The sequence below is a fragment of the Glycomyces algeriensis genome (assembly GCF_027622855.1).
Lineage (GTDB): Bacteria > Actinomycetota > Actinomycetes > Mycobacteriales > Micromonosporaceae > Glycomyces > Glycomyces algeriensis.
The window spans coordinates 42,743-67,675 of sequence record NZ_JAPZVR010000018.1; the positions used below are offsets into that span (position 1 = coordinate 42,743).

The window sequence follows — 24,933 nt, forward strand, 5'->3', positions numbered from 1 at the left end:
CGAATGGCGGTCAGTGCTGGTACAGCAACGCTACCGCGGTCGCGGCGAGACCTTCGCCTCGTCCGGTGAAGCCCAGGCCGTCAGTGGTGGTCGCGGAGAGGCGCACGGGGGCGCCGACGGCGTCGGCCATGGCGGTCTCGGCTTCGGTGCGGCGCGGGCCGATCTTGGGGCGGTTGCCGATGACCTGCACGGACACGTTGCCGATGGTCCAGCCCGCGGCGCGGACGCGGCGGGCCGTTTCGTCGAGGAGGGCGGCGCCGGAGGCTCCGGCCCATTCGGGCCGGGCGGTGCCGAAGTTGGAGCCCAGGTCGCCGAGGCCGGCGGCGGAGAGCAGGGCGTCGCAGGCCGCGTGGGCGGCCACGTCGCCGTCGGAGTGTCCTGCCAAACCGGCCTCGCCCGGCCATTGCAGGCAGGCGAGGCGGCATGGTTGGCCCTCGTCGAAGCGGTGCACGTCGCTGCCGTGCCCGATGACGAAGGGCGTATGGGGACTCGCGTTCGCGCTGGCGCGCTCGTGGGAGTCCTCGGTGTGATCGAAGCTCACGCTGATGCGGTTCTGCGGGGGACCGGCTACTTGACCGGGGCCTCCGAGAGCAGGACCTTGTCGAGGATGTTGTCGGCCTCGGTCTTGATGCAGTCCTCGGCGAGGGCGATCTCGCCGGTGAGGATCTCGCGGGCCTTGGAGAGCATGCGCTTCTCCCCGGCGGAGAGTCCGCGTTCGCGGTCGCGCCGCCACAGGTCGCGCACGACCTCTGCTATTTTCAGCGGGGAGCCCGAGGCGAGCTTCTCGACATTGGCCTTGTAACGCCGCGACCAGTTGGTGGGCTCCTCGGTGTGCGGGGCGCGCAGCACCTCGAAGACCTCTTCGAGGCCTTCGGCGCCGACGACTTCCCGGACGCCGACGAGCTCGACGTTCTTGGCTGGAACCTTGACCGTGAGGTCACCCTGTTCGACGCGCAGCACGAGGTATTCCTGTTCGATACCGCCGATGGTGCGAGTCTCTACAGCTTCAACGAGTGCGGCCCCGTGGTGGGGGTAGACAACGGTCTCGCCGACACTAAAACCCATAGGATCGAAACCCCTTTCGCTGTGTCCAGCTTAACACGGGATCGGGGGTTTCCCCGACAGCGGATCGCCGCGAATTCCCTGGTCAATTGGTATGTGACTGATTACTCTACGGCACCTTGGGCTTCCGGGCGGCGGGCAGAGGAGACAAATGAGGCCTGCGTCCCTCTTTCGTGTCCGACCCGTCCGACGCGGCCGCCGGGCCGCTCCTCAATGGCGTCCGTTCGCGGAGTGCGGCCTCGGCGGCCGGGGCGGGGACCTGGCGCGATGATCGCTCAGCGGGGTGATTTCGTTGCGCCGCAGCGGAAGAGGGTGCTCCGCGGGCCTGGGTGAGATCCAGGGCTCGCCTCGCGCCCGGCCAAGGGAAGCGAGGAGTGCTCGTCGTCTACGCTGTCGTCAGCATGCCTGTCGGAACTCAGGGAGGACCAGCAGTGGTCAGGGGAATCAGCACGGCGATCACGGTTCGTCGCGCGGCCGCCATCGCGATCGCGGGCGCCGCTGCGACCGCTCTGTCCGCATGCGGCGCGAGTCTGGGCGCCCAGACCGAGGTCAAAGACAGCGCGATCGCCGGCGTCAACATCGACGAGGGCACGATCGCGCTGCGCGACCTGCAGGTCGAGTTCAGCTCCGCCGAGGGCTACGCCGCCGGTGACGACGCGGCCCTGCGCCTGTGGATCGGCAACGAGGGCAACGAGGAGATCAGCCTCGCGAGCATCACCTCCGAGGCCGGCACGGTGACGTACGTCGACCCCGCCGCCCAGGCCGCCGAGGCCATGGAGGAAGCCCGCGAGGGCTCGAGCGAGACCCCCGCCGGCGATGAGACCACCGGCGCGGAGTCCACCGAGGAGCCCAGCGCCGACGCGACCACCGGGGCCCCCGCGGCCGAAGGGTTCGACGGCGAAGAGGCCTACGAGCCCATCGCCATCGCCCCGGCCGGTTACGTACGCCTCGACCAGGGCGTCGAGGCCGGCACCTACTTCCTGATCGAGGACCTGCAGGAGGAGCTCGTCTCCGGGGACACGGTCACGATCACCTTCACGTTCACCGACGGCACGACGTTCGACGCCGACCTCCCGGTCGGCCAGTCGCTCGAGGCCGAGGAGCGCTCGTACTACGAGCCCGAGGAGCCGGCCGAAGGCCACTAGAACGCGAACCACGCTTGCACTGAGGGCCCCGATCGAGTGAATCGGGGCCCTCAGTGGTTCGTTCGGCCGGTTTTCTGTCGGACCCGGTTGCCACGATCGGCGCAGTCTTTCCCCTCTAGTGGTGGGTGGGGGTTGTGGACGGTAGAACGGCCGCAGCGAACCGCTCAGGTCCGAACCGGATCGCGCTGAGGGCCGAGCAGAGCGCCCTCACCGGTCCAGCGGCACGAGAGGGCCCGCGGAGACTGCCCTCACCGGCTCACCGGCTCACCGGCTCAGCGGACCGAGGGCCCACGCATCGCGGCCTGGCCGGTTCAGCGGACCGAGGGCCCGCGGAGACTGCCCTCACCGGCTCAGCAGACCGAGGGGCCCGCGCATCGCGGCCTATCCAGCCCAGCTGACCGAGGGCCCCCGGAGCCCGCCCTCGCCGGTTCAGCGGCACAGAGGCCAGCGGCCGTCCACCGCCTCCTCACGGCCCTTGCGGCGGAAGTACGCCTCCAGGCTCGCGGCGTCCTCGGCGTGCCACAGCACCTGCCCCGCATGCAGCTCCGGCGCTGTCAGGCCCCCGACCTCCGGGTACATCGCGCCGATCGCGCGCGCCAGGGCCACAGTCGCGACAGCGTCGCCCGCCGCAGAGTGCGCCTCCGAATGCGCCACACCGTAATGCGCGGCCGTCACGCCCAGGGTCCGCTTCCCCTTGCGGTACCGGTCCACGCGCTTGTCGAGCACCGAAGGGTCCACGATCGCCATCCGGGCCCAGTCCGGTTGCTCGATGCCGTGCCGCTCCAACTCGTACGAGAGGAGCGTGCAGTCGAAGCCGGCCCGGAACGCGACCACCGGCACCCCGGCGTCCACGGCCCCGCGCAGCGCCGCAGCGACCTCCGCGAGGGCCTCGGCGGGGGCGAGCCCGTCCGCCCGCACCTGCTCGTCGGTGATCCCGTGGACCCGCGTGGCCCCCGGCGGGATCGGCACGCCGGGGTCGATCAGCCAGGTGCGCGGCGTCTCGACACCGGGGTGGGGGCCGCTCACCAGCGCCGCCTGGACGATCCGGTCCCGGTCCAGCGCGACACCCGTCGTCTCGGTGTCGAAGCCCAGGAGGGGTCCCTCAAACCATCGTTCGCTCATGGCCACACCGTACCGGGAGGGTCCGACAATCCCCTATATGCTCTGCGGGCGCGGGAGCACCCCGACTTTTCCGTGCATACCATCCCCGAAAGGAGCATGTGGACTTCATGGACTTCCTCGACCCTGTAACGAATGCCGTCCAGTCCTGGGCGGACGGCCTCAACGAGGAGTACGGCTCGGCGGTGGCGACCGTGGGCGAAGCGGTGTGGGGCCCCGTACTCATCTTCACGCTGTTCGCCGTGGGCCTCATCTTCACGATCGTGCTCAGGGGCATCCAGTTCACCAAACTCGGCTACGCCCTCTGGCTGGCGCTGTTCAAACGCAACGAGAACGCGGCGTCCAAGGGGGACCTGAGCCATTACCAGGCCCTCTCGGTGGCGCTCGCGGCCACGGTGGGCGTCGGCAACATCGGCGGCGTGGGCGCGGCGATCGCGATCGGCGGCCCCGGCGCCCTGTTCTGGATGTGGGTGACCGGCTTCCTCGGCATGGCCACCAAGTACTCCGAGGCGCTCCTGGGCGTCAAGTACCGCGTGACCAACAAGAACGGCGAGCAGTCGGGCGGACCCCAGCGGTACCTCTCCGACGGCATCCGCGGACCCGTCGGCAAAGTCCTCGCGTTCCTCTTCGCGCTGTTCGGCGTGATCGCGTCATTCGGCATCGGCAACGCGGTCCAGTCCGGGAACGTCACGAGCGCCCTCGACGCGCAGCTGCCCGCCGACTCGTGGTGGACCCCGCAGCTGACCGGACTGGTCATCTTCGTGCTCGTCGGCGTGACGATCCTCGGCGGCATCAAGTGGATCGGCCACGTCGCCGCGGCGCTGGTGCCCTTCATGATCGTGTTCTACGTGCTCGGTGCGCTCACGGTGCTCGCGTTCAACTGGGACGTGCTCGGGACGACGTTCGCGATGGTCTTCGAGCAGGCCTTCACCGGCGGCGCGGCCGTCGGCGGCTTCACCGGATCGGCCATCCTCCTGACGATCCAGATCGGATTCGCGCGCGGCATCTTCTCGAACGAGTCGGGCCTGGGCACCGGCGGCATCGCCGCCGCGGCCGCCAGGACCGACCAGCCGGTGCGCCAGGCGATGGTCTCGATGACGCAGACGTTCATCGACACGATCGTCGTCGTCACCCTGACCGGCCTCGTCGTCATCTCCACCGGCGTGCTCGGCGCGGTCGACGCCGACGGCGAGCTCGTCACCTCCTCCGCGCTGACGCGCCTCGCGTTCGAGGAGGGCCTGGGCGGACCGGGCACGACGGGCGGCGCGATCGGCGGCTTCATCGTCGCCGTCGGACTCGCCACGTTCGCGTTCTCCACGATCATCGGCTGGTCCTACTACGGCGAGAAGTGCCTCGAGCGGTACACGGGCCGGGCGCTGATCCTGCCCTACCGGATCGTGTACGTGCTCGTGTCCTACCTCGGCGCGGTCACCAGCCTCGACCTGCTCTGGGGGCTCTCCGACATCGCGAACGGGCTGATGGCGCTGCCGAACCTGATCGGGCTCTTGATCCTGACCCCGGTGGTCTACCGCGAGACCAAGGCGTTCTTCGCCCGCCCGGACTGGCGCCTGCTGCCCACGAACGCCTTGGACGGCGCGACCGACGACCCGCCCACGGCCACGCACCGCCTCGTCCTCGACCGGGACTGACACGGGAGTCGCGCGAAGGGGCGTGAACACCCGCTCTCGGCGACGCTTGCGAGCCGTGAATCGGCATTGTCTACCGTGGTCCCATGGCGGAACCCCGAAGCGGTGGGACGACTGAGCACACCACGACCCTGGAGGCGGTGCTCGAGCGCGTCACCTACGCGAACGAGGAGACCGGGTACACCATCGCCCGCGCCAGTCCGGCGCGCGGCGGCGGCGACCTCGTCTCCGTCGTCGGGCCGCTCCTGGGCGCCCAGGTAGGCGAGTCGCTGTCGCTCACGGGCCGCTGGTCCAGCCACCCGAAGTACGGCCGCCAGTTCGAGGTCCGGTCCTACCGCACGGTCCTCCCCGCCACCGTCCAGGGCATCGAGCGGTACTTGGGGTCCGGCCTCATCAAAGGGGTCGGGCCCAAGACCGCCGCGAAGATCACGGCCCACTTCGGCGTGCAGACCCTCGAGGTCATCGACGCCGACCCCGCCCGCCTCATCGAGGTCCCCGGCCTCGGCCCCAAGCGCACCAAGCTGATCGCGGCGGCCTGGGAGGAGCAGCGGGCCATCAAGGAGGTCATGGTCTTCCTCCAGTCCGTGGAGGTCTCCACCTCGCTCGCCGTGCGCGTCTACAAGCAGTACGGGGACGCCGCCATCGGGGTCGTCAAGAACGAGCCGTACCGTCTCGCGAACGAGGTGTGGGGCATCGGGTTCCGCACCGCCGACTCGATCGCCCGCGCCGTCGGCATCCCCCACGACGCCCCCGAGCGCATCAAAGCGGCCCTCCAGTACACGCTCTCGCAGGCCTCGGACGCCGGCCACTGCTTCCTCCCCGCCCCGAACCTCGTCGCCGACACCGTGGAGCTCCTCGGCCTCGAACCGGGCCCCGTCGCCAAGGCACTGGATGAGCTCGCCGCCCAAGGCGAGTACGTGATCGCCGACGAGGTGCCCGCGAAGGACTCCACGGTCCCCGCCCGCTATCTCGCGCCGTTCTTCCACGCCGAACGCGGCCTCGCCGCCGGGCTCACCACGCTGCTGCGCACCGGCGAGGACCGGCTCCCGGCCTTCGCGGACGTCGACTGGGACAAGGCCTTCGCGTGGCTGGGACGGCGCTCCGACGCCGAGCTCGCGCCCGAGCAGGCCGAGGCCGTGCGCCTCGCGCTCACGGAGAACGTGGCGGTCCTGACCGGCGGGCCCGGCTGCGGCAAGAGCTTCACCGTCGCCTCGATCGTGGCCCTCGCGAAGGCCAAGGGCGCCAAGGTCATGCTCGCCGCCCCCACCGGCCGCGCCGCGAAGCGCCTCGCCGAGCTCACCGGCTTCGAGGCCCGCACCCTCCACCGGATGCTCGAACTGCGGCCCGGCGGCGACGCCGCCTACGACCGCGAGAACCCCCTCGACGTCGACCTGCTCGTCGTCGACGAGTCGTCCATGCTCGACACGGTCCTCGCGAACAAGCTCGTGAAGGCCGTCCCGCCCGGCGCGCACCTCCTGCTCGTCGGGGACGTCGACCAGCTCCCCAGCGTCGGCGCCGGCGAAGTCCTCCGCGACCTCCTCGCCGCGCCCGCGATCCCGCGCGTGCGCCTCACCCGCATCTTCCGCCAGGCCGCCGAGTCGGGCGTGGTCGCCAACGCCCACAAGGTGAACCACGGGGTGCTCCCCGAACTCGAGGGTTACCCGGACTTCTTCTGGTTCGTGTGCGACGACAACGAGCAGGTCGCCGACCGCGTGGTCGAGATCGTCGCCCACCGCATCCCGAAGCGGTTCGGCGTCCACCCGGTGCGCGACGTCCAGGTCCTCACCCCCATGCACCGCGGCGGCCCCGGCGCCGGGAACCTCAACGCCCGCCTCCAGGAGGCGCTCGCGCCCGCGAAGGAGGGCCTGCCCGAACGCCGCCACGGCGGCCGTGTCTTCCGCTTGGGCGACAAGGTGATCCAGATCCGCAACAACTACACGAAGGGTAAGGCGGGGGTCTTCAACGGCACCGTGGGGCTCGTCCAGGCCATCGACGCGGCCGCCCAGACCATGACCGTGCGCACCGACGAGGACGAGGAGGTCGACTACGAGTTCGCCGAACTCGACGAGCTCGTGCACGCCTACGCCATCACCGTCCACCGCTCGCAGGGCTCGGAGTACCCCGCCGTCGTCATCCCGGTGACCACGAGCGCCTGGACCATGCTGCAGCGCAACCTGCTCTACACCGCCATCACGCGCGCGAAGCGCCTCGTGGTGCTCGTCGGCTCGAAGCAGGCCCTGGCGGTCGCCGTGCGCACCAAGGGGACCGGCAAGCGCTACACGGGCCTCACGCACCGCCTGGCGGGCTGACTCAGTCCTCGTCGGGGCCGGAGGCCTCGCCGGAGGGCTTCCGGGCCCGGCGGTCCGCGCGCAGCGCGCCGACGATCGCGGCGATCGACCCGCCTATGAGCATGAGGACCAGCGCCACCAGTGCGACGTTCGGATCGCGGCTCACGGGCGTGGCGTCAGCGGTAGTTGGTGAACTGGAGCGCGACCTCGAGGTCCTTGCCCTTGAGCAGGCTGATGACCTCTTGCAGGTCGTCGCGCTTCTTGCCCGTGACGCGGAGCTTGTCGCCCTGGACCTGGGGCTTGACGCCCTTGGGGCCCTCGTCGCGGATGATCTTGCCGATCTTCTTCGCGTCCTCGGTCGAGATGCCCTGCTTGAAGGTCACGTCGATCTTGGTCTCCTTGCCCGACTGGCGCGGCTCGTCCGCGTCCAGGGCCTTCAGGGAGATCCCGCGCTTGATCAGCTTCTCCTTGAGCACCTCGAGGGCCGCCTTCACGCGGTCCTCGGTCTCGGCCGTGATCAGCGCCGCCTCGTCGCCGGAGCGCTCGACGGTCGCGCCGGTGCCCCGGAAGTCGAACCGGGTGGCCAGCTCGCGCTGGGTCTGGTTGATCGCGTTGTCGAGCTCGGCCAGATCGATCTCGGAGACGATGTCGAACGAGGCGTCAGCCATGGCAGTCCGGTCCTTCCTTGCGGTTTCAAGGCTCAGCGTGGGGCGGCGCGAGGGGCGCGACCGCCAAGCTTAGTCCTGTCCCACCGGCCCGGGCGGGCGCATTGCGGCCCGGCCGCAGTGAACGCCGTCTCAACTGGGGATAACCCGCTTGCGCGCGCCTGCGGAGGAGAGGTTATTCTTGCTCTCGCTACAAGCCGCGGCAGGTTACCCAAGTGGCCAAAGGGAGCTGACTGTAAATCAGCCGTCATCGACTTCGCAGGTTCGAATCCTGCACCTGCCACCAGTAGCGGAAGGCCCGCGACCACCAGGTCGCGGGCCTTTCTGCTGTGCCCGGATCCTACACCATATATCCTATAGGATTTCAGTGCTGGGGCGCGGCTTCGGCGGCCGCGCGGGGGAGCCAGGCGGCCGTCTCCCAGCCGCCTTCGGGCCGAACCTGGGCCCTGAGCTGGCCCCCGACCGCTTCGACGCGTTCGCCGAGGCCGAGCAGGCCCATGCCGCCGCCGGAGTCGGAGAGTCTGCCGCGCGCGGCGCGGCCGTCGTCGCGCACTGACACCTCGAGCCCGTTGCCGCTCGCGGCCGCGACCACGACGCGCACGCGGGTCGCCCCGCGGGCGTGCTTGCGCACGTTCGTGAGGGCCTCCCGCACGATCCGGTGCGCCGTCGCCGCGATCTCCGGCGCGACCGCGCTGCCTGCCAGCTCCGGCGAGATGAAGCAGGTCGTGTCGGTGCCCTCGCGGTTGAACCGCTCCACCAGGTCCTCGATCTGCGCGAGGTCCCCGAGCGGGTTGGTGCCCGCGCCCCCGTCGTCGTTGCGGAGCATCTTCACCATGCGCCGCATCGAGGTGAGCGCGGCGAGCCCGGCCTCCTCGATGTCCGCGAACGCCTTCTTGGGGTCCGTGTTGGTCACCTGTGCGGCCTGCGCGAGCACCACCATGCCCGTGACGTGGTGCGCGACGAAGTCGTGCATCTCGCGGGCGAGCTCGAGCCGCTCGGCCTGCCGCACCTCTTCCTGCGTCTCGCGCCGCAGCTTGTCGAGGCTGCGCAGGTATGCGCCGAACCCGATCATCGTCATCATCGCCATGAAGATCATGACCGTGCCGCCGACCGCGGTGCCCTCGGTGCCGGCGAACAGCCGGTATCCGATGAGCATGACCGCCGCGCCGTTGGCGAAGGCGACCCACCGGCCGGGCGGGGCGTCCCAGTGCCGCACCGAGAAGAGCATGAGCAGGCCCAGCGCCAGCAGCTCGGCCGTCCCGACCCCGCGCACGCCCTGGTCGTAGACGACGTCGAAACCCGTCGCCGCGAGCGACGCGAGTGACGCGGCCGCGATCCACCGTTTCCGCCCGGGCCGGTACCAGACGTATACGCCGATCACGAACAGCGATACGGCCGCCTGGATCCAGGAGGACCAGTCGACGAACGGCGGCCGCTTCCCTGGCGCGCTCGACGACAGTTCGGCCGCGAGGACCAGCAGCAGGCTCCCGATGATGAAGATCTTGAGCAGCAGCATCACGAGCCGGTTGAACCGGCCGTGCAGGGCGCGCGACGCGGACGTGGAGGTCATGCCACGACGGTAACCGCCTTTCCGGGACCCTCGGTCGAACGGCCGACCCGTGCCGCCCGAAACCGGCCCGCGAGCCGAGGCGGCGGACTCCCGTGCCGGGCGAAGCTGGTGCCATGAACGAATTTCTGGAGATCAGCATGGTCGTGAGCCTGGTGCTCACCCTCGCGTTCCTCATCGCGGGCACGGCGCTTCCCTTCATCTCGACCGAAGAGGAGGCCCGGCGATGAGGCCCCCGATGCTCACCGCCCGCGCCCTCACCAAGCGCTTCGGCACCGCACCCGCCCTCGACGGCGTGGACTTCACCATCGGCCCCGGCGAGTCCGTGGCCGTGACCGGGCCCAGCGGCTCCGGCAAGTCGACCCTCCTGCACTGCCTGGCCGGGATCATGCGGCCCGACTCGGGCGAGGTGCGCCTCTTCGACGAGCGCATCGACACGCTCTCCGAGCGCCAGCGCAGCCACCTGCGTCGCACCCGCTTCGCGTTCCTGTTCCAGTTCGGCCAGCTCCTGCCGGAGCTGCCGGCGGACGAGAACGTGGCCCTGCCGCTCATGCTCGGCGGCACGCCGCGCAGGACCGCGCTGGAGCCGGCCCGTGCGGAGCTGCGGCGGCTCGGCCTGGAGGGCAAGGAGGGCCGGCGTCCCGGCGAGCTGTCCGGCGGCGAGGCCCAGCGGGTCGCGCTCGCCAGGGCGCTCGTGGTCCGCCCGGCGGTGGTGTTCGCGGACGAGCCGACCGGCGCGCTCGACCGCGCCACCGGCGACCAGGTGATGGGGATCCTGCTCGACACGGTCAGAGAACTCGACGCGGCGCTGGTCGTGGTCACGCACGACCCGCGGATCGCCGCGCGCTGCACCCGGACCATCGAGATCCGCGACGGTCGCCTCAGCGGCACGCCGCGGACCGGCGACGGCGAGGGCGAGAGCGCGCACGAGCCGGTCGCCGCGGGCCTGCGGGCCGGTTCGGCGCCGCAGGGCGCGAACGCGCTCCCGGTGCGGCACGGCACTCCGGCAGTCGACGGGTTGGATTCGGCTGGGGCGCAGAGCGACTCGGGTTCGAGCCCGGTCACGTTTGCGGCGGGATCGGTCGCGGCAGGGGCCCAGGGGGCTCGCGGCGGCGACGCGGCCTCTGGCGGCGGCAGCGCTGTCGGTTCTGCGGTGCCGAATCCGGGGCTCGGTGGTGCCGACGCGGAAACGCAGGCCCGAACGGTCGGCTGCGGTGGCGACGCGTTTGCCTCTGGCGGCGGCAGTGCCGCCGGTTCGGCGGTGCCGAATGCGGGGCTCGGTGGTGGCGACGCGGTAACGCAGGTCCGAACGGTCGGTCGCGGTGGCGACGCGTTCGCGTCCGGCGCGGCCCGGGACGGCGGCGCCTCTGGGGTGCGGAGCAGCGGCGGGTCCGTTCGCGGTCCGGCGAAGGGCTTCGGGTGGATCGCGGGTGGCGCGTCGTCCGCCGCGCGTCGTCCCGCGGGCCCGGACTTCGGTCCCGAATCGGTCGTCGAGGTGTGGCGATGACCGAGCTCGCCTGGCGGCTCACCCGCCTCGGGGGCCGCAGCGCCCTCCTGAGCACGGGCCTGACCGCGCTCGCCGTCGCCGTGGCGACACTGCTGCTCCAGTTCGCGGTGGCCGGGAACTTCGCGTTCGACGAGCGCGCCGACCGCACTGCTTGGCGCGACCCGGCCGCCGCGTCCGGCAGCGGTGCGGCGATCATCGCCACGGCTTCCGACTACTTCGGCGGCGACTCGGTCGCCCGTGTGGACCTCGCCGCCTTGAGCGGTGACGCGCCCGTCCCGCCCGGCATGGACGCGTTCCCGGCACCGGGCGAGGTCTGGCTCTCCCCGGCGGCGGCCGACCTGCTGGAAGGCGTTCCCGCCTCCGACTTCCTCGCCCGCTACGGCGATGCGCGCATCGCCGGTGAACTCGGCGCCGAGGCGCTCGCGCACCCGAACGAGCTCGTGGCCGTGGTCGGCCGCGACGCCGCCGATCCGGCGATGACCGCCGAGCGGACCAGCGCGGACGGCGTGTCGCCCAGGGGGGTCGACTCGTTCGCGGTCGGGAACGCCGACACCGTGTACGGGTTCTACATGATCCTCATGGTCCTGGCCGCGATCCTCATGGCCGTGCCCGCCGCGGTGTTCGGCGCGGCCGCCGCGCGGCTCACCGTGGCCCGCCGTGACGAGCGGCTCGCCACGCTGCGCCTGATCGGGGCTACTCCGGGCCAGGTCATGCGGCTCACGTTGATCGAGACGACGCTCGCCGCCGCGGCGGGGGCGATCGCGGGCACGCTCGCGTGGATGGCGGTGACGCCGCTGGTGGCGCTCATCCCGATCGACGGCGGGCGCTGGTATGTGAGCGACCTGTGGGCCGGGGCGCCGTGGATGCTCGTGGTGGCGCTCGCGGTGCCGGTCCTGGTGGCCGTCTCGGCGCTCATCGGCCTGCGCGGCGTCGTGATCAGCCCGCTCGGGGTGGCGCGGCGCGTGAAGACCAAGGGCCTCAAGGCGATCCGCCTGGTCGTGTTCGCGGTGCTCGCGGTCGCGTTCATGGTCGGCACGAACCTCATGGGCGGCGACATGATCGTCGTGGTGGTCCTCATCGGCCTGTTCGCGGGGACGCTCGCGGCGGTGAACCTCGTGGGTCCCTGGATCGTGCAGAAGCTGGGCCGGATCCTGGCCCGGACGGCGCGGGGCCCGTCGCGGCTGCTGGCGGCCCGGCGGCTCGCGGACGATCCGAAGTCCGCGTGGCGAGCGGTCGCGGGGGTCGCGATCGCGGGGTTCGTGGCCGGCTCGGTCGCGATGTTCCCGATGCTGCAGACGGACACGAGCGCGCGGGAAACGGAGTCGGTGGCCGTCCTGGTCCCCGACTCCGAGGCGGACGCCCTCGCCGCCGACCTGTCCGGTCGGCTCGGCGACGCGGCCGAGGTCGCGGTGGTCGAGTCCAGCGGGTACCTCACGGGCGGTGACGGACAGGTGGTGCTCGAGGCGACCACGTCCGGTTCGCAGCTGGAAGCGGTGCGCAGCACCATGACCGCGGCCCTGCCAGGAAACCCGCCCGAACGCGAGGTCGATTCGAGCATCATGTCGAACCGGCTCGTCGGCTCCGTCCGCACCGGCGTCACGGTCGTGCTCGCGGTCGTGTTCCTGACCGCGGCCGTGTCGGCGGCGATCAGCGCCATCGGCTCGGTCCTGGACCGCCGCCAGACCTACCGGCTGCTGCACCTCGCCGGGACGGAGCAGCGCGTCCTCGACCGGGCCCGCCGCCAGGAGACCCTGCTGCCGCTGGGGATCATCGGCGGCGCGTCGATCCTGACCGGGATGGTCCTGACCTCGCCGGTCATCGGCGGGATGGGCTTCGACGCGAGCGGCGCGCTGATCCTCGGCGCCACGGTGGCGGTCGGCGTCGCCGCGGTGATCGCGGCCGGGGCCCTGTCGCGGCCGCTGCTGCGCTCGGTCATGCAGGACGTGAGCCCTCGACCGGATTGATCGAAAAGCTCCGGGGCCGTCACGCTGGGGGTGTGGCGGCCCCGGTCCGTGTCCCATCCCACTGGCGGCGCCCGGTTTCCGAATGTGATAGTTAGGGAAACCTAAGTTGCTCGCGCTGAGGTTGCCGGCCGGCCCGCAGGCGCCGCCGTTCGAGGGCGCGAGCCGAGTACCGGAGGAGCCGACATGGCTGAAGCCAGAGGACGCCGGACCCCCAGGGTCACGACCGCCGAAGTGCTGCGGACCGAGCGGATCACGCCGCACATGATCCGCGTCGTGCTCGGCGGTGAGGGCCTCGCCGAGTTCGATTGCGGCGAATGCACCGACCACTACCTGAAGCTCCAGTTCCCCGCTCCGGGCGTGACCTACCCCGAGCCGTTCGACCTGGCCCGCATCCGCGAGGAGCTCCCGCGCGAGCAGTGGCCGGTCACCCGCACCTACACCGTGCGCAAATGGGACAAAGCGGCCCGTGAGCTCTCGATCGACTTCGTCTACCACGGCGACGAGGGCGTGGCCGGCCCCTGGGCCGCGAACGTCCAGCCCGGTGAGCTCGTGCGATTCGCCGGCCCCGGCGGCGCCTACGCTCCCGCTCACGACGCCGACTGGCACCTCCTCGCCGGCGACGAGAGCGCCGTCCCGGCCGTCTCGGCGGCCGTCGAGCGCCTCGCCCCCGGCGCCCGCGCCCACGTCTTCCTCGAAGTCGAAGGCCCCGACGAGGAGCAGCAGTTCAAGTCCGCCGCCGACCTCACCGTGACCTGGCTCCACCGCGGCGACGCCCGCGTCGGCGAGCGCCTCGTCGAGGCCGTGCGGGCCTTCGAGTTCCCCGCCGGCGACGTGCACGCCTTCGTCCACGGCGAGGCCGGATTCGTCCGCGACCTGCGCCGCCTCCTCCGCTTCGAGCACGAGGTCCCGAAGGAGCGCCTGTCGGTCTCCGGCTACTGGCGCCTCGGGCACGACGAGGACGGCTGGCAGTCCAGCAAGTCGGAGTGGCGCAAGGTCGACGACGAGGACGAGGCCAAAGCCGCAGCGAAGTAGGCGAGCACGGAAAAAGGGCCGCGCATGTGCGCGGCCCTTTTTCCGTCGCCTCGAATCAGTCCGAGGTCGCGCTCGCGGTCTCCTCGACCGTCTCGGTCGTCGTCTTCCCCGGGGTCTTGACCCACTCGGGGTACTGCGTCATCCACTGGTCGAGCGTGTCGTCCTGCAGTGCGGACCACAGCGCGTCGGCCGCCTCCTGCTCGGCGCCCTCGTGGGTCAGGACGATCGAGACCTCCTCGCCGCCCAGGTAGGTCTGGTCGGTCGTCGAGGGCACCTGGATGCTGGTGATGCTCTCGGGGTCGATGTCGCGCAGGTTCACCGCGAGGTCGGTGATGGTCCACTTCTCGGGCTTGTCAATGGTCAGGGAGTCGCCGAAGCCCTCCAGGATCTCGGTCAGCTTGCCCGGGTCCGTGAGGTAGCCCTTCTCCTTGAACGCCTTCAGGAGCGCCTTGATCGCCTGCTGCTGCATGGCCTGGCGGCCGTAGTCGCCGCCGCGGCCCTCCTCCCAGTCCGAGTCCCAGGACCAGCCGTAGCGCTGCCGGATGAGGTCGAGCGACTCGTCCTTGTCGTACATCGCGCAGCCCTCGGGGAAGACCCGCTCGTCGCCGTGGATCGACTGGATCTCGTGCCAGGGGCAGAGCTCGATCTCGCCGACCATGTCGACCAGGCCGAGGAAGCCCTCGAAGTCGACGGTGGCGCCCATGTGGAACTCGACGCCCGTGAGGTCGTAGATCGTCTGCACCACGTTCGGGCGCGTCACCTCCCAGTCGCCGCTGATCGACGCCGAGTGGTTGATCTTGTTCTCGCAGGGGTTGTTGCTGTACCCGGGGCCGCAGTCGGGGATCTCCACCCACAGGTCGCGGGGGAGCGACACCATCGTGGTCTCGGTCAGGTCCTCGTTGATGTGGACGAGGATCATCGTGTCCGAGCGGGTCGAGTCGCCCTGCTTGTCGACGCCGAGCACCAGGATGTTCAGCGGGCCCTTGATCTCCTCGACCTCCGCCTGCGCGTCCCCGAGGATGTTCTCGTTCGGGACGGCGTTCTCGGCGGTGGTCGACGCGAACTGGGTCACGCCTGCGGTCGCGCCGGCGACGACCATGGTGAGGCCGCCCGCGTACATCATCAGGTGCGCCCACCAGGGCGCTCCGCTCTTGCCGGCCATGTGTCACTCCTGGGGTCAGATGCCCATTGCCGTAGGAGTCACGTTCGAGCGGGTACCGGCGGTTGCATCGGAGCCCTGTGGTCTTGCCGGGCCGTGTCAGTCGACGGTGGCGGCGTCCGTCGGCTCGGTGGTGGTCTCGGTCGCGGCGTTCCCGGTCTGCTTGACCCACTGCGGGTACTGCGCGATCCACTGGTCCATGGTGTCGTCCTGGAGCGCGCTCCAGAGGGCGTCCGCCGCGATCTGCTGCTCGCCCTCGGCGATCACCTCCGAGTCGCCGACCTCGGTCTTCATCGAGGTCGCCGGCACCCGGATCGACGTGATGTCCTCGGGGTTGAGGTCGCGGAGGTTCATCGCCAGGTCGACGGCGGTCAGGCCGTCGGGCAGGTCGAGCGTGAGCTTGCCCTGCAGGCCCTCGAACAGCTCGGTCAGCTTGCCGACGTCCTTGTGGTACCCGTCGGCCTTGAGCTCCTTGATGAGCGCCTTGATCGCCTGCTGCTGCATCGCCTGGCGGCCGTAGTCGCCGCCGAGGCCGTTCTCCCAGTCGGTCCAGCCGTACCGCTGGCGGATGAGGTCGAGCGACTCCTCCTTGTCGTAGTAGGCGCAGCCCTCGGGGAAGAAGCGCTTGTCGCCGTGGATGGACGTGATGTCCTCCCACGGGCAGAGCTCGATCTCGCCGACCAGGTCGACCAGGTCCATGAAGCCGTTGAAGTCGACGGTGGCGCCCATGTGGAACTCGACGCCGGTGAGGTTGTAGATCGTGTCGACCACGTTCGCGCGGGTCTTTTCCCAGTCGTCGCTGATCGACGCCGCGTGGTTGAGCTTCTGCATGCAGGGGTCGTCGCCCCAGTCGGGGCCGCAGTCGGGGATCTCGACGTAGAGGTCCCGCGGCAGCGACACCATCGACACGTCGGTCAGGTCCTCGTTGACGTGCACCATGATCATGGTGTCCGAGCGGGTGGAGCCGCCCTGCTTGTCCACGCCGAGCACCAGGATGTTCAGCGGGCCGGTGATGTTCTCGACGTCCATCTCGGCCTGCGAGCCGCCGAGGATGTCCTCGTTCTCGACCGCGCCGTTCGCGGTCATCACGCCGATCTGCGTCACCGCGGCCGCGCCGCCGGCGACGACCATGGTCAGACCGCCCGCGTACAGCATCACATGGGCCCACCAGGGGGCGCCGCTCTTGCCAGCCATGCTCCTCCAAGCGTCAGGTCAGCATTATTCATTATGTATAACGCTTTGATAAACGCGAGGGGTTGCAACGGGCGGGTCCTGCGAAGATACCTCAGTTCACCGTCGGCTCGTCGCTGGGCGACTCCTCGCCGGCGGCCTGTCCGCCGTCGGCCGGAACGGTCGCGCAGTCCGGTTTCGAATCGCCGCTGAGCCACTTGTCGTTCGCGCACGCCCACTCGTTGATGGTGTCGTTCGCGATCGCGTCCCACAGCGAGTCGGCCGCGGTCTGCTCGTCGGTGCCCTCGTGGATCAGCACATACGAGGTCCCGTACATCTCCCCCTCCGAGGAGGGCGTGCCGATCGAGATGATCTCGTTCGGGTCCACGTCGCGCATCTGCGTGATCAGGTCGATGAGGTTGTAGCCGCCCACGTCCAGGGTCAGCGCGTCACCGAAGCTGTTGAGCAGGTCGACGGCCTTCGTCGGGTCGGTCGCGTAGCCCTTCTCCTTGGCCCGCTCCAGGATCTTCTTGATCGCCTGCTGCTGCATCTTCTGGCGGCCGAAGTCGCCCCAGGTGCCGTTGGCGTAGTCCTCGTCGGAGTCCCACCCGTACCGCTGGCGCACCAGGTCGAGGGCGTCCTCCTTGTTGTACTCGGCGCAGCCCTCCGGGTAGGTCTTCTTGTCGCCGTGGATCGAGGTGATCTCGTGCCAGGGGCACAGCTCGATCGTGCCGAGCTCGTCGACCATGTCGAGGAAGCCCTCGAAGTTCGCGATCGCGCCGCCGTCGAACTGGATCCCGGTGAGGTGCGTGATCGTCTCGGCGGTGTTCTGGAACGACTCGCCCCAGTCCTCGGAGTACGCGAACGCCTCGGTCAGCTTCGTCTCCGAGTCCGGGATGCCCGAGGGGATCTCCACGTACAGGTCGCGCGGCAGCGAGATCATGCTGACCTGCGTGAGGTCCTCGTTGACGTGCACGATGATGTCCGCGTCCGTGCGGGCCTCGCCCCCGGCGCCCACGCGCTCGTCCGTGCCGAGCACCAGGAAGTTGAGCGGGCCGGTGATCTTCGCGCCCTCTTCGCTCTCGATCCGCTGGTCGCCGAGCAGGTCCGCCTGGTTCACCGAGTCCTCGAGGACGTTCACGCTCACCTGCGCGGCGATCGCGCCGCCGCCGGAGACGATCATGACCATCGAGCCGGAGACGACCATGGCCTTCGCCCACCAGGGCGACGATGCCTTGGCGACGGCATGCTTCATCGGGCTGCCCATTGCCTCTCCCGGAACGTTCTGCGGGGTGTCGAGGCGCCCGCGGGGGAGGCCGGCGCACTCAGGGGGGTGCACGCGCAGCTCAGTCGGCGCGTGGCGTTCCAGGAACCATAGAGCATGAGCATTGCGTACATGCTTCCTCTACCGTTCGGCAGCCTTGCGAGACAGGAGAAAAGGGATAAAAAGCAGAAATACAGTATGGCTCCCGCCACAGCCAACGCGAGGACCGTCGCAGCAACCAGTTTCGCGGCGCTGAGCGGCCGCTCGCCCACCACTCGGCCGGTCTCCCCGTGCACCGCGACCATCCGCCGCCGCCCCCGGTGCGGGTACGAGACCAGCCACGCCGGCAGCAGCACCAGCCGGTACCCCAGTTCCGCGTACGCCGTCTCGATGCTCGGCACGTGCTGCTCGTCCCCGCCCACCCGGGCCCGCACCTCGCGCTCCACCTCGGCCGCCATCCGGGCCTTCGCGAGCTCCAGGCCCACCTCCGGCTCCAGGTCGTACCCCTGCGTCCAGTACCCGTCGAGCATCCCCGGCTCGAACCCCACCGCCGCGTCGAGCCTCCAGTCCCGCAGCAGGTCGGCCAGGGCCGTCCCCTCCAGCCGCACCGTCGCCGCCACCGGCACCGCCGCGAAGTCCCGGTCCACCACGCCCGCCGCCGGCGCCCACCTGAGCCCGCGCACCCGGCCGCCGCCGCCCTTCGCCCACTGATAGTCGCCCCGAGCCGCCCGGTACCGCGACCGCGTACGCGCCCGCCACACCCAGAACGGCAGGTACGCGCCCCGGAACGACGACGACTCGTCGATCTTCCGGAACTCCCGCGGCGTGAACCACGGCCGCCGCGCCCACGCCCGCAGGAGGTGTCGCGCCCGGGCCCGGTCCACCCGGAACGGCACGATCGCCTCGGGGGCGGTCAGCTCCGCCGGGGTGTCGTCGGCGTACCGCAGCCTCGGCTTGGGCGCCAACGCGGTCCAGTCCGGGTCCACGAGCCGCCGCGAGGCCGGGCGCCCGTGCAGCTCCGTGCCGCACGCGTCGCAGGCGACCACTGTCGCGCCGGGGGCCGCCCGCAGCGGCTCGCCGCAGGCGCTGCACGGGAGCACACCGTGCGGACTTCGAGGCAGCAAAGCCCACCATCCTTCCATATCGGGCACTGCCTGTACTTTATGCGCCACAGGCAGGGCACGGAGGAAAACGGTTAGGGCACTTGACTCTTCGAGAACACAAGGCGAATGCCGCCACGACGTGCGCCACTGGATATATCGGCTCCGCGGTGGCAGGATAGAGCGCGTGACGCCACGGAGGGGGATCACGTCTGCGCGTGATTATGCCGATCAGTACCGGCGTCTGCGCGCCCTCATGCGGTCCGGCCAGGTCGCCGAGGCCGTCGCCGAGGCCACCTGGATCGTCTACAACTCCGACACCGTGCACCAGCGCGCCCAGGCATGGCTCTTCATCCTCCAGGGCCAGATCTCCCAGCGCGCCACCGACAAGATCCCCGGCACCATCGACCAGGCCGGCGCAGCCGTCTCCCGCTGCCAGGACCCCCGCCTCACCGGCAAATACCACGCCCTCGCCGCCTGGTACTACCACCACTACATCAAGGCCCTCGGCCTCACCGCCGAGCAGCTCGTCCTCTCCCGCCGCGCCCTCCAGGCCATGACCGAGGAGAGCCAGGCCGCCGTCGACGCCTGGTACGACCTCGCCGTGATCCTCTCCAACTGCGGCTACCAGCAGCAGGCCTCGCACGCGCTCGACGAGTGCCACACCCTGGCCGAGCGCACCGGGGTCGGCCGCTCCTCCGTCGAAGGCGTCGAGGTCCGCGTCCGCGACGCCCTGCTGCGCTACTACACCGGCGACGCCAGGGCCTGCAACTACCTGCTGCTCAAGGAGCTGCGCCGTGTCAAACCGGGCCTGCACGAGCTCGACACCCGCGAGCTCGAGTGGATCCACTACGCGCTGGCGCGGGTGAGCCTGCTCGGGGTGGGCGAGAACTGGACCGTGGAGCACCTGCTGCCGGAGGAGACCTCCTCAGTGGAGGCGATGGACCTGCGCACGCTCGCGCGGGCGTCGCGGCTCATCGCGCAGGCGCGCGGCCTGGAGGCACTGGAAGTGCTGGAGGCGCGCGACATCGGGGACGAGACCCTCGGGGTGATGGAGCCGCAGCACCTCAAGTCGCTGGCGCTGGTGGCGAAGGGCGACCACGCGGCGTCGATCCTGGCGGCGCACGCGACGACGTACGCGCTGTACAAGCAGATCAACGAGTTCCACTCGATCTACCTGGACTCGGCCGGGGCCCTGGTGGACCGGGACCAGCTGCGGCGGGCCGTCGCGGGCTGGGCGGACCGGGCGAACACCGACGACCTGACGGGCCTGCCGAACCGGCGCCGCCTCGACGAGTTCCTGTCCGGTGTGGACAGCGACGGGATGATCGCGGTGCTGGACCTGGACGGGTTCAAGGCGGTCAACGACACGCACGGCCACCAGGCCGGCGACACCATCCTGCAGCGGGTCGCGGCGCTCCTGTCGAGCGTGGTGCGCACCGGGGACCTGTTGGCGCGCACCGGAGGCGACGAGTTCATCCTGGTCCTGCCGGGCGCGACCGAGTACGACGCGGACGCGGTGTCGCAGCGCATCCGGGTGGCGGTGTCGAGCGAGAACTGGGAGTACTCGGTGCCGGGCACGCCCGTCGACGTGTCGATCGGGTGGGCGCGGCTGGCCGCCGGCGGCAACCCCTCGCAGACGCTGTGGGCCGCCGACCAGGCGATGTACCAGATGAAGCGGTCGCGCAAGAGCTTCTGGGAGGGGAGCGGCTTAATGGCCCCCCGTCAGGACCTCGGCCGTGACCCCGTTCAGGAGCACGGCTCGTAAACCGTGTCGAGGTCGACGCCGGCGACCGCGCCCGCGAAGCCCTCCTCCGCGTAGTGTGCGCACGCGGCGGCGACGTTGGCCGGATCGGCGGCGTAGTCGACGGCGAGCACGAGCTTACCGGCGTCGTGGATCGCGCGCGTGTTGGCGAGGTTCTCGGCGCACCACTCCTCGGCGCAGGGCTCGTCCGCGTTGAGGAAGAACAGCTCCTCGATCCCGATGCCGTCGATCGCGTCGAGGTAGCCGGGGTATTCGCGCAGCTCGGGGGAGTTCTGCGGCAGGACGGCGAGGTCGTCGCCCGCATAGGCGTCGACGGCGATGACGAGGTCGACCATCTTCTGCGCCAGTGACTCCCGGGTCTCGCCGGGGGCGAGCGCGAGGTCGATCTCCTCGTAGGCGTTCGGCACGTCGAGGTACACGCCGTCGAACCCGGCGGCCTTGGCCTGGTCGAGCCGCGGCCGCATGACCAGGTCCCACCACTGCGGGTCCCAGTACTCGACGAAGTACTCGTCGGGCCAGTCGCCCCACTGGTTGAGCACCATGTCAGTGGCGGCGACGGCCTCGTGTTCGGGCCGGTAGGTCTCGATGGAGCCCATGGTGAAGTACGCGTAGACGGTCTTGCCGGAGTCCTTGAGGGCGGTGATCTCCTCGGCGGTGAAGTAGCCTTCGCCGCCGTCGCGGGCGAGGTCGATGACGGCCGCGTCGTGCGGGGCCGCGACGAGCGCGCCGAGCCCGTCGTCCTCATAGCCGGAGAGCTGGTAGATCCAGGTCGCGGGCGCGTCGGCGGAGGGGGGTCCGACCGAGCCCGCGTCGGTCGGCGTCGCGGTGGCCGACTCGATCCCCACGCCGCCGCCGGAACAGGCGGCGAGCAGCAGCGGCAGTGCGAGCAGCGCGGCGCGAAGGCGTTTCATGCGCTGCAGCATAAGCGACGCGCGCCCCGAACCGGCTCCGCGGCGATCGGCCGCCAGGCGATGTCGGACCCGGCGCGTACCTTCGAAACCGGGGGCGCCTGCGAACGCCCGATTTGCCCCGGACGCTCCGCTCAGGTTCGCCGGTCAGTACGCGCTGATCGCCTCGGCGACCGCTTCCACCGCGAGGGCCCGCACCACGTCGACCGAGGCCTCCAGACCACCCGTGGAGGCCGCGACGAACGCGTCGCCGTCCATCCGCGTGTGCACCGGGCTGATCGCCTTCGCGAGGCCGTCGTGCGCGCCCTGCGCGACCAGGGCGCATTCGACCTTGTCGAGCCGCGCGTTGGTGACGACGACGCCGATGGTGGTGTTCCGCCCGAACGCGCCGGTCGCGAACCCTTCGGGCCGCAGCAGCTCGCGGTCCAGCGGCCCGGGTTCGCCGAACGCGTTCACCGCGGCGAGCGCGCACACCGCCACGGGCCCTGCCCACACGGTGGCCGTGCGCAGGCCGGACGGCAGGGTCACGCCCCGCCACTGCCCCACGGTGGCGCCCCGGCCCGCGCCGATCGGCCCGTCCAGGGCCGGCTCGAACGGCGCCATCGCCGCGTCGCACGCTTCATAGCCTTGGGCCGCACCGGGAACGTTGCCCGAGCCGTCGAGGTCGAAGAGCCCGAGGGTCGGCACGATCGGCACGGGCCCGCCGGTGGTCAGGACGCCGCGGTCGTGCTCGGCCAGCCACTGCATCACGCCGTCGGCCGCGGCCAGCCCGAAGGCGGATCCGCCGGTGAGGAGCACCGCGTCGATGCCCGTGTTCGCGCGCAGGGGGTCGAGCAGCTCGATCTCGCGGCTGGCCGGGGCCCCGCCGCGCACCTCGCCCGAAGCGGTGGTGGCCTCCTCGAACAGCAGCACCGTGCAGCCGGTGTGCTCGCCGGTCCAGTGCCCGACGCGAACTCCCAAGTCCCGCATCCGGAAAGAGTACCGCCGGGCCGCCCGGAACCGCTCCTGGAATTCGATAACCGAACGGTAACTAAGCTCATTGTGGACAGTGTTGCGGGACACCTGTGACCCACGCAAAATACCTGGATTTACCGGACGCCAACGCCTTAGCATTGATTACGAAGCCGAGGGAAGCAGGAACGGGGCGGTGAACCCGCAGACGTTCTGAAGGCCCCGGCCCGGAGGCGGTCCAGCGAGACCGCGCCGGACTCCCGCTTCGTCGACAATGGCGTCATCGACGAGCGGTTCCCCAAGAAATACAAAAACCGGCTCACCCTGCCGGGAAGGAATCATCATGAACGAGCTCGTAGGTGCATACCTCGCAGTCGACGCCGCCAACACCGTTGCCACCTCGGCCCTGCCGAACGCTCCGGTCGTTGACGACGGGCGTGCCGACAAGCCTTACGCTTTCGGCGTCACCCGCCCGGAGAAGGTCCGCCTCTCGACCGCCGGCGTGCTCCGCCGGGCGGCCGACCGCCTCGAGGGCCGCGCCCTCGCCGGTCTGGCCCGCTAAGGAACGAGGCGAGCGCGCCCACAAGGCGCCGGCCGAAGACTGAACTCGAAACCCACTAGAACGCGACGCGCTGCGGCTCCCCGAGGGCCGGGCGCGTTTCGTTGTTCTTGAAGCAGGCACAGCACCGAAGGCGGGCCCTGCCGCAAGGCGAGGCCCGCCTTCGGCGCCCCGCCACGCAAAAGGGCTCCGACCGCAGGTCGGAGCCCTTCACTGTCGCCTACTCTTCGGCGCCGGCCTTGCGCTTGCGGGCCGTGAGCACCATGAGCACGACACCGGCGATGAGCACCAGCGCCGCGGCCCCGATGATCATCCCGAGTGAGGTGCCGGTGTTCGGCAGGTGCCCGTTGCCTTTGGCGTTCAGGCTGAACTTCGCGATGTTGTTCGCCAAGTCGTCGTCGCTTCCGGAGCCGTCCCCCAGGAGCACTGCGAGCGTCCCGTCGGAGGCACTGCGCTTGGCGGTGATCTCGACATCCAGCTCGACGGTGTAGGTCCCGCCGCTCTCGATGCCCCCGAAGTAGCAGACGTAGTCGGCGTCTTCGATGACCTCCGGGTCGAGCTCGGGGAGGTAGTGGTCGTAGACCTCGGGCCGCCACGGGCTTTCGCAGAAGTCGGGTTCCCCGCTCAACTCGACACCGGTCGGCAGCGAGACCAGCACGATGAACGTGCCCGGGCCGTCGGGATGCGAGATCGTGTCGGCGGGTCCGTCGTTGCGGAACTCGACTTCGATGGTGGTCTCGGTGCCCTTGTCGCCCTTGAGATTCATATCGTCGACGGCCAGGTCGAACGGGTTCGCACTCGTCTCGATCGTGATCGGACCGAAGGTGTCGCTGCCGAACTCGGCTTCGGGCTCGGTGACCTCGCGCAGTTCGAGCACGTCGCCCGAGCCGGGGGCGCCGAAGCGGTCCTCGTACTCGGCGGCGTCGACCGGGTAGACGTAGTAGGCGCAGTTGCAGACCTCGAACGGGCCGGGCGCGTCCCCGTCGACGGCGTACAGGGCCGGAAGGGTCGGCGTGAAGACCGTGCCGGGCTCGTCCGGGGGATCGGTGATCGCGCAGGAGACGACCCATCCCTCGTCGACGCAGTTGGCGTAGTCGGCGGTGGCTTGGGCGCCCTGGTTGTACTCGGAGTCGGTGAACTCGATGACCACGGCCTCGGTGTACCCCGGAAGCGGGTCCTCCTGGAGGATCTCGGGCCAGACCTCGACGGTCGTCCCGGGGGCGGCGCCGGCGTACTCGACGGCGCCGTGGTCGTACGGCAGGTTGGAGTCGCTGCCGTCCAGCGCGAGGATCTCGACGTTCTTCGATTCGCTGGCGACCACTTCGCCGTCGACCGCGATTTCGGCCGTGTAGGGGTAGGTCCCGGCGTTGTCCGCATCGGGCACCTCGACCTGGAACTCCCACTCGACGACGTCCGAGGCCTCGGTCTGGATGCAGTCGACCTTGGTGTGGGTGGAGTTCACGGCGCACCGGCCCCCGAGGTCGCCGCCGGTGAACCGGAAGGCGTCGTCGGGGGTGCCGAGCGAGAGCGACATGGTGACCGTGTGCTCGCCGGGGAGGAAGTCGTCGCCGAAGACGGCGTTGAACTCCCGCAGGATCGGGTCCTCCTCGGAGGGGAACGGGCCTTCGAAGTCGAGGTAGGCAGAGGTGGGCTCGGGGACCTGGGCGGCGGCGGGCGCCGCGAATCCGAGGGCGCCGAGGCCCGCGGCGACGGTGGCGGCGGTCAGGCGCGTGGTCGCGCGTCCGAACCGGGTGCTGCGTGGGTTCATGGGATCGTCCTTGCTGGTGGGTTCGGGGCGGTCCTCGCCGGGCCGTACGTCCGAAGTGGTCTCAGTCACTTAACGCGCCCGATTCATGGCGCGTTGCAGTCGGGACTCGGAAACTTCACGACCCGTTCACCTCGGCACACGGCAGGGGCGGCCCGGCCGGCGGGCGGGCGGCCCGGCGGGCGGTGGTGGGACTCCGAGCGGGGCCCCTCGGGGGCGGCCCCACACTCCCCCCCCCGCCCCCCCCCCCCCCGCCCCCGCGCCCCCGCGGGCCCGCCGGGCCGCCCCTGCTCGCTT

At 70.6% G+C, this 24,933-nt stretch carries 21 protein-coding genes and 1 tRNA gene; 9 read left to right on the forward strand and 13 right to left on the reverse strand.

Going from position 1 to position 24,933, the window contains the following annotated elements:
- Window positions 1–10: 10 nt before the first annotated feature.
- Window positions 11–469, reverse strand: coding sequence for a 2-C-methyl-D-erythritol 2,4-cyclodiphosphate synthase (ispF, locus tag O2L52_RS22130; protein ID WP_344471688.1), 459 nt, complete (start codon window positions 467–469; stop codon window positions 11–13).
- Between the two features lie 98 nt (window positions 470–567).
- Window positions 568–1,065 carry a CarD family transcriptional regulator gene (locus tag O2L52_RS22135; RefSeq protein WP_270118284.1) on the reverse strand — a complete coding sequence of 166 codons (498 nt, stop codon included), beginning with the start codon at window positions 1,063–1,065 and terminating at the stop codon, window positions 568–570.
- Between the two features lie 428 nt (window positions 1,066–1,493).
- On the opposite strand from O2L52_RS22135, the gene O2L52_RS22140 reads away from it, so the two are divergent.
- Window positions 1,494–2,207 carry a hypothetical protein gene (locus O2L52_RS22140; RefSeq protein WP_270118286.1) on the forward strand — a complete coding sequence of 238 codons (714 nt, stop codon included), beginning with the start codon at window positions 1,494–1,496 and terminating at the stop codon, window positions 2,205–2,207.
- A gap of 429 nt (window positions 2,208–2,636) precedes the next feature.
- Here O2L52_RS22140 and O2L52_RS22145 read toward each other — a convergent pair whose 3' ends face one another.
- Window positions 2,637–3,329 carry an exonuclease domain-containing protein gene (locus O2L52_RS22145; RefSeq protein WP_270118288.1) on the reverse strand — a complete coding sequence of 231 codons (693 nt, stop codon included), beginning with the start codon at window positions 3,327–3,329 and terminating at the stop codon, window positions 2,637–2,639.
- 107 nt (window positions 3,330–3,436) lie between these two features.
- Here O2L52_RS22145 and O2L52_RS22150 point away from each other — a divergent pair, with 107 nt between their 5' ends.
- On the forward strand, window positions 3,437–4,975 hold the full coding sequence (locus tag O2L52_RS22150) for an alanine/glycine:cation symporter family protein (RefSeq protein ID WP_270118289.1): 1,539 nt from the start codon (window positions 3,437–3,439) through the stop codon (window positions 4,973–4,975).
- An 83-nt stretch (window positions 4,976–5,058) separates the two neighbouring features.
- A complete protein-coding gene (gene recD2 / locus O2L52_RS22155) occupies window positions 5,059–7,281 on the forward strand; it encodes an SF1B family DNA helicase RecD2 (RefSeq protein ID WP_270118291.1) in 2,223 nt (740 codons plus the stop codon).
- A gap of 1 nt (window position 7,282) precedes the next feature.
- On the opposite strand, the gene O2L52_RS22160 is transcribed toward recD2, so the two are convergent.
- The gene (locus O2L52_RS22160; protein WP_270118293.1) at window positions 7,283–7,426 is read right to left on the reverse strand and encodes a hypothetical protein; all 144 of its coding nucleotides are present in this window, start codon (window positions 7,424–7,426) and stop codon (window positions 7,283–7,285) included.
- A gap of 10 nt (window positions 7,427–7,436) precedes the next feature.
- Window positions 7,437–7,928, reverse strand: a complete 492-nt coding sequence (locus tag O2L52_RS22165; protein WP_270118295.1) for a YajQ family cyclic di-GMP-binding protein — start codon at window positions 7,926–7,928, stop codon at window positions 7,437–7,439.
- A 198-nt stretch (window positions 7,929–8,126) separates the two neighbouring features.
- On the opposite strand from O2L52_RS22165, the gene O2L52_RS22170 reads away from it, so the two are divergent.
- Window positions 8,127–8,211: transfer RNA gene (locus tag O2L52_RS22170), tRNA-Tyr, on the forward strand.
- A gap of 78 nt (window positions 8,212–8,289) precedes the next feature.
- Here O2L52_RS22170 and O2L52_RS22175 read toward each other — a convergent pair.
- Window positions 8,290–9,495 (reverse strand): sensor histidine kinase, encoded by a 1,206-nt coding sequence (locus tag O2L52_RS22175; protein WP_270118297.1) that lies wholly within the window; start codon window positions 9,493–9,495, stop codon window positions 8,290–8,292.
- 223 nt (window positions 9,496–9,718) lie between these two features.
- Between O2L52_RS22175 and O2L52_RS22180 the strand changes: the two genes are divergently transcribed.
- From O2L52_RS22180 to O2L52_RS22190, 3 genes are all read left to right on the forward strand, one after another.
- Window positions 9,719–10,999 (forward strand): ABC transporter ATP-binding protein, encoded by a 1,281-nt coding sequence (locus O2L52_RS22180; RefSeq protein WP_270118298.1) that lies wholly within the window; start codon window positions 9,719–9,721, stop codon window positions 10,997–10,999.
- Entirely contained in the window at window positions 10,996–12,963 is a 1,968-nt protein-coding gene (locus O2L52_RS22185) for an FtsX-like permease family protein (protein WP_270118299.1), read from the forward strand. The genes O2L52_RS22180 and O2L52_RS22185 overlap by 4 nt, the downstream gene beginning before the upstream one ends.
- Window positions 12,964–13,146: 183 nt before the next feature.
- Entirely contained in the window at window positions 13,147–13,995 is an 849-nt protein-coding gene (locus O2L52_RS22190; RefSeq protein WP_270118300.1) for a siderophore-interacting protein, read from the forward strand.
- Between the two features lie 55 nt (window positions 13,996–14,050).
- Here O2L52_RS22190 and O2L52_RS22195 read toward each other — a convergent pair whose 3' ends face one another.
- The 4 genes from O2L52_RS22195 to O2L52_RS22210 form a co-directional block, all read right to left on the reverse strand.
- The gene (locus O2L52_RS22195) at window positions 14,051–15,157 is read right to left on the reverse strand and encodes an LCP family protein (RefSeq protein WP_270118301.1); all 1,107 of its coding nucleotides are present in this window, start codon (window positions 15,155–15,157) and stop codon (window positions 14,051–14,053) included.
- Window positions 15,158–15,253: 96 nt separating this feature from the next.
- Window positions 15,254–16,348, reverse strand: coding sequence for an LCP family protein (locus tag O2L52_RS22200; RefSeq protein WP_270118302.1), 1,095 nt, complete (start codon window positions 16,346–16,348; stop codon window positions 15,254–15,256).
- A gap of 91 nt (window positions 16,349–16,439) precedes the next feature.
- Window positions 16,440–17,579 carry an LCP family protein gene (locus O2L52_RS22205; RefSeq protein ID WP_270118303.1) on the reverse strand — a complete coding sequence of 380 codons (1,140 nt, stop codon included), beginning with the start codon at window positions 17,577–17,579 and terminating at the stop codon, window positions 16,440–16,442.
- Window positions 17,576–18,712, reverse strand: coding sequence for a hypothetical protein (locus O2L52_RS22210; RefSeq protein ID WP_270118304.1), 1,137 nt, complete (start codon window positions 18,710–18,712; stop codon window positions 17,576–17,578). Before O2L52_RS22210 ends, O2L52_RS22205 begins: the two co-directional genes overlap by 4 nt.
- A gap of 232 nt (window positions 18,713–18,944) precedes the next feature.
- On the opposite strand from O2L52_RS22210, the gene O2L52_RS22215 reads away from it, so the two are divergent.
- On the forward strand, window positions 18,945–20,456 hold the full coding sequence (locus O2L52_RS22215) for a GGDEF domain-containing protein (protein ID WP_270118306.1): 1,512 nt from the start codon (window positions 18,945–18,947) through the stop codon (window positions 20,454–20,456).
- Here O2L52_RS22215 and O2L52_RS22220 read toward each other — a convergent pair.
- Together O2L52_RS22220 and O2L52_RS22225 are read right to left on the reverse strand one after the other, a co-directional pair.
- Window positions 20,438–21,364 (reverse strand): endo alpha-1,4 polygalactosaminidase, encoded by a 927-nt coding sequence (locus O2L52_RS22220; protein WP_270118307.1) that lies wholly within the window; start codon window positions 21,362–21,364, stop codon window positions 20,438–20,440. The genes O2L52_RS22215 and O2L52_RS22220 overlap by 19 nt on opposite strands.
- Before the next feature lie 144 nt (window positions 21,365–21,508).
- Window positions 21,509–22,330 (reverse strand): P1 family peptidase, encoded by an 822-nt coding sequence (locus O2L52_RS22225; RefSeq protein ID WP_270118309.1) that lies wholly within the window; start codon window positions 22,328–22,330, stop codon window positions 21,509–21,511.
- Between the two features lie 325 nt (window positions 22,331–22,655).
- On the opposite strand from O2L52_RS22225, the gene O2L52_RS22230 reads away from it, so the two are divergent.
- Window positions 22,656–22,874, forward strand: coding sequence for a hypothetical protein (locus tag O2L52_RS22230; RefSeq protein WP_270118310.1), 219 nt, complete (start codon window positions 22,656–22,658; stop codon window positions 22,872–22,874).
- A 217-nt stretch (window positions 22,875–23,091) separates the two neighbouring features.
- Here O2L52_RS22230 and O2L52_RS22235 read toward each other — a convergent pair whose 3' ends face one another.
- Window positions 23,092–24,639 (reverse strand): LPXTG cell wall anchor domain-containing protein, encoded by a 1,548-nt coding sequence (locus O2L52_RS22235; protein WP_270118312.1) that lies wholly within the window; start codon window positions 24,637–24,639, stop codon window positions 23,092–23,094.
- Window positions 24,640–24,933 lie beyond the last annotated feature (294 nt).

Bases quoted from the DNA above. Each gene is read 5' to 3' on its own strand.
- O2L52_RS22135 (WP_270118284.1), bottom strand. From the start codon at position 1,065: ATGGGTTTTAGTGTCGGCGAGACCGTTGTCTACCCCCACCACGGGGCC.
- O2L52_RS22225 (WP_270118309.1), bottom strand. From the start codon at position 22,330: ATGCGGGACTTGGGAGTTCGCGTCGGGCACTGGACCGGCGAGCACACC.
- O2L52_RS22145 (WP_270118288.1), bottom strand. From the start codon at position 3,329: ATGAGCGAACGATGGTTTGAGGGACCCCTCCTGGGCTTCGACACCGAG.
- O2L52_RS22220 (WP_270118307.1), bottom strand. From the start codon at position 21,364: ATGAAACGCCTTCGCGCCGCGCTGCTCGCACTGCCGCTGCTGCTCGCC.
- recD2 (WP_270118291.1), top strand. From the start codon at position 5,059: ATGGCGGAACCCCGAAGCGGTGGGACGACTGAGCACACCACGACCCTG.
- O2L52_RS22235 (WP_270118312.1), bottom strand. From the start codon at position 24,639: ATGAACCCACGCAGCACCCGGTTCGGACGCGCGACCACGCGCCTGACC.
- O2L52_RS22190 (WP_270118300.1), top strand. From the start codon at position 13,147: ATGGCTGAAGCCAGAGGACGCCGGACCCCCAGGGTCACGACCGCCGAA.
- O2L52_RS22215 (WP_270118306.1), top strand. From the start codon at position 18,945: ATGCGGTCCGGCCAGGTCGCCGAGGCCGTCGCCGAGGCCACCTGGATC.
- O2L52_RS22180 (WP_270118298.1), top strand. From the start codon at position 9,719: ATGAGGCCCCCGATGCTCACCGCCCGCGCCCTCACCAAGCGCTTCGGC.
- O2L52_RS22165 (WP_270118295.1), bottom strand. From the start codon at position 7,928: ATGGCTGACGCCTCGTTCGACATCGTCTCCGAGATCGATCTGGCCGAG.
- O2L52_RS22185 (WP_270118299.1), top strand. From the start codon at position 10,996: ATGACCGAGCTCGCCTGGCGGCTCACCCGCCTCGGGGGCCGCAGCGCC.
- O2L52_RS22205 (WP_270118303.1), bottom strand. From the start codon at position 17,579: ATGAAGCATGCCGTCGCCAAGGCATCGTCGCCCTGGTGGGCGAAGGCC.
- O2L52_RS22175 (WP_270118297.1), bottom strand. From the start codon at position 9,495: ATGACCTCCACGTCCGCGTCGCGCGCCCTGCACGGCCGGTTCAACCGG.
- O2L52_RS22200 (WP_270118302.1), bottom strand. From the start codon at position 16,348: ATGGCTGGCAAGAGCGGCGCCCCCTGGTGGGCCCATGTGATGCTGTAC.
- O2L52_RS22195 (WP_270118301.1), bottom strand. From the start codon at position 15,157: ATGGCCGGCAAGAGCGGAGCGCCCTGGTGGGCGCACCTGATGATGTAC.
- O2L52_RS22150 (WP_270118289.1), top strand. From the start codon at position 3,437: ATGGACTTCCTCGACCCTGTAACGAATGCCGTCCAGTCCTGGGCGGAC.
- O2L52_RS22230 (WP_270118310.1), top strand. From the start codon at position 22,656: ATGAACGAGCTCGTAGGTGCATACCTCGCAGTCGACGCCGCCAACACC.